This is a genomic window from Dapis purpurea BLCC-M126 (assembly GCF_050015975.1).
Classification (GTDB): domain Bacteria; phylum Cyanobacteriota; class Cyanobacteriia; order Cyanobacteriales; family Microcoleaceae; genus Trichodesmium.
This window is the reverse complement of sequence record NZ_JBNHER010000295.1, coordinates 1-2,858: the sequence shown is the minus strand read 5'-3', so window position 1 is coordinate 2,858 and position 2,858 is coordinate 1. Positions and strand designations below refer to the sequence as shown.

The following is a 2,858-nucleotide window of genomic DNA, read 5'->3' as shown; positions in this document are numbered from 1 at the left end:
GTTTTAACCAGAGGTAATTATCAATTATCCATTATCAATTATCAATTAATGAACCCCATGTTTATCAACCACAATAGAATAACTAATTGCTAATCCCATTCCTGTTCCTTTCCCTATAGGTTTAGTAGTGAAAAAAGAATTAAATATTCGAGTAAGCACCTCTTCTTTCATTCCCATACCATTGTCACCAATTTTAATCACAAATTCATCTGAATTATTCAAATAGTAGGTTCACAACTTCAGCAGTCTCTTTCTTGTCCTAAAGTTTTCAACTTCTGATTTTGAATAAGTTGTGCTTGACTTTTTTGCTGTAATAAATCTTTAGCAAGTTGATGAATATGGGATTGACCAATCAGTAGATTTTGAATTTCTAAAACTTGATAATTTGCTGGTGAAACCTCTACAACAATTGGTTTACCAATTAATTCTTGAGGTTTCTTGACTGCCTTATCAGCAGCATCTACAATAGTTGTATCTCCTGGTAAGACTAAGAATTCATGCTTAATAAATTCGTATAAGATTCTAATAGGACGATTTAAAATAATTTCTCTGCCATATTGGCGACTCACGGTTTTGAGAAATTGATTTTGAGAAATTATACTAACTAATTCAGCAGAATTTGTTAAAATAATACCTGGAAGTAGCTTGTTTTATTCAAAAATTTCAGCAATTACAACTCCTAATTGATTGATTTCAATTTGCACATTATCTAGTTGTAAATCTTGTAAAGTAGAAGCTAGATTCAAGTTGCTATTTAAGTCAGAAAACATAGATAACAAAAAATAGTTAATGTTCCTAAATCAAAATTAAGTGATTTTAGCCTCAATACTTTTACAAATAACGAGTATAAAAAAACTAACAATCATAGTTTTTGTAAATTATTGATATTATAGATTATTTCTAAATAATAACACTTCAAAACCTTTTTGTCCTCCCATATTTTTTGAGTCTAATTATTGAAATTATACAAAATACATCGTGATTTTATCTAAATTTAGAGTATATTTTTTAAGTAAATCTTGCATAAATATACTTATTATATATACCTATTTCTCAAAGATGTACAAACTTGACAGTTTTTTACCGAAGTTTTAACCTTTTGTTTACCAAAAAATAACCTTGAGCCTATTTCGGTAAAACTATTTTTACTTGTTTATACCTATGAGCACCCAAACAATTTTGTTTACCTACTCTAATTGGATGTGAGGCATACAGTATAAGGGATTTAGTCTGAGAAAATATCTAATTAATTTTGTGTACCTGCTTATCTATAACTTTTGATCTACCACCAAGTAAGGATTTTATTTTTCAACTAAACAGCTTGAATATAAATACCTAAAACTTTTATTAGTTTTGATTTCTCTTTCCTTTTGTAACCTTCGTCAAGAGTATGAACTTCTGTTCTCAAAATAAATTTATGTTGCAATTAAGTAATGTAAAAATTTCAAATAAATTTAAGTTCGAGTTTTGTCCTCTGCCATAATAAATAACATTTCGTGTATTTTAAGATGGACCAAATTTGATTTGATGTGAAAATCACAAAAAAATTGAGCTACAGGAATATTTCTCTACATTCCCAGATTTTAATATCAAATCCCCACTTCCCATGTTCATGTTTGGCCACTTGATCGACTCTTTACAAATTGGGCAAAAAATTGGTGGTGGATATATTGTCGCTTTAAGTGTTGCGATTATAGGCATAATTACAGGTTCGGTAATGGGGAACCATCTACGGCATGAAGCTTTAGAAGGACTAGAATACCCTCAAGAGGAAATTGAGAATTTCCAAAACTTACAATCAACTTTATTCAAAACTAAAGATAGCTAAACATAGACTTATTAGTTTAATCGATCAACCAGAGAAATTTACTCAAGTAAAGTTTTCTAGTTTTAGTAACTGCCCGTGAGATTGAAAAAAGCTGGGATAATTTTTAATTTTTTGAGGAAGAAGATCATATTAGCGAAGAACATAATCTAATGATCGGTAATTTTATTAAAACCTATAAAGATCTTCCTAAAGAATATGTACAATAATTAGAAATTTTGCTCTAAGAAATTAATAGTTTGGCATTGGAGTACCCAAAAGAACAATAAATAGCTTACAGTTTACTAATGGATTTTCTGAAAAGTCTTGTTGCTATTCAATTTGAACAAGCATCATCTGCTATCAATCAGATTATCAAGGTGAGTTACCAAGAAGTTTTAGAAGCCTCTAAAAGTTTGAAAAAAACAGAGGAATTAAGTAGAAAAATTGTAGCTGTTAGTATTTTCACTTCTCTGGTGATCGCTATATTTCTGGCTATAATCATCAGTCGTACAATTATTCACCCCATTCGAGAACTTACCCGAGTAGCTACAAAACTCATATCAGAAGGAGATATGACATTAAGAGCGCCAGCGATCACAAAAGATGAAATAGGTATTTTGGGAACTGCCTTTAACTGCGCGATCAAATGTATTGAGGAATCTGTTTGAGACGCTCAGTTATAGAAGTATTAAAAGTTTGCATCAACTCTTCTCGTCTAGTGACAGACTCCTCAGCTTTCAATTTAGCAGAAGCAATTTTAAAAGCTTCCTGAGCTTGAGGTTCAATGTACTTATCTTTAACATTATCAAGGGTTCCCACATCACGGAGGATGTCTACTAGCTCACTGGGTTGCACTTGATAATTTACAACTACTTCAGCAGTGATATCCTGTAAATCCTTAGAGGCAGGAGTCAAGCCACTAATTTGGTGTTTTTGCACTCTAATATCATACTTGTTAATCTTAGAGACAAAAAGAAGTTGGATATGAAGTCCTTCACCGTACGAAAAAAACTGTAGAAAAATGAAACAGCTTTTATCTTGATATTGGATT

The 2,858-nt window shown here is 30.9% G+C and carries 4 protein-coding genes and 1 pseudogene; 2 read left to right on the top strand and 3 right to left on the bottom strand.

The genetic code is table 11. The features are described from left to right. Positions 1-57: 57 nt before the first annotated feature. Together ACP6PL_RS26850 and ACP6PL_RS26845 are read right to left on the bottom strand one after the other, a co-directional pair. Positions 58-210, bottom strand: a pseudogene (locus tag ACP6PL_RS26850) (ATP-binding protein); the annotation flags it as partial. A gap of 29 nt (positions 211-239) precedes the next feature. Continuing rightward, on the bottom strand, positions 240-569 hold the full coding sequence (locus tag ACP6PL_RS26845) for a hypothetical protein (RefSeq protein ID WP_426548397.1): 330 nt from the start codon (positions 567-569) through the stop codon (positions 240-242). A 1,043-nt stretch (positions 570-1,612) separates the two neighbouring features. Between ACP6PL_RS26845 and ACP6PL_RS26840 the strand changes: the two genes are divergently transcribed. Both ACP6PL_RS26840 and ACP6PL_RS26835 read left to right on the top strand, forming a co-directional pair. Next, positions 1,613-1,828: a hypothetical protein gene (locus ACP6PL_RS26840; RefSeq protein ID WP_426548396.1), complete on the top strand. Its 216-nt coding sequence runs from the start codon at positions 1,613-1,615 to the stop codon at positions 1,826-1,828. A 284-nt stretch (positions 1,829-2,112) separates the two neighbouring features. Beyond that, on the top strand, positions 2,113-2,475 hold the full coding sequence (locus tag ACP6PL_RS26835) for a HAMP domain-containing protein (RefSeq protein ID WP_426548395.1): 363 nt from the start codon (positions 2,113-2,115) through the stop codon (positions 2,473-2,475). Here the strand turns inward: ACP6PL_RS26835 and ACP6PL_RS26830 are convergent. Next, the coding region (locus ACP6PL_RS26830; RefSeq protein WP_426548394.1) for an SPFH domain-containing protein at positions 2,450-2,858 on the bottom strand (409 nt) is incomplete at its 5' end. The genes ACP6PL_RS26835 and ACP6PL_RS26830 overlap by 26 nt on opposite strands.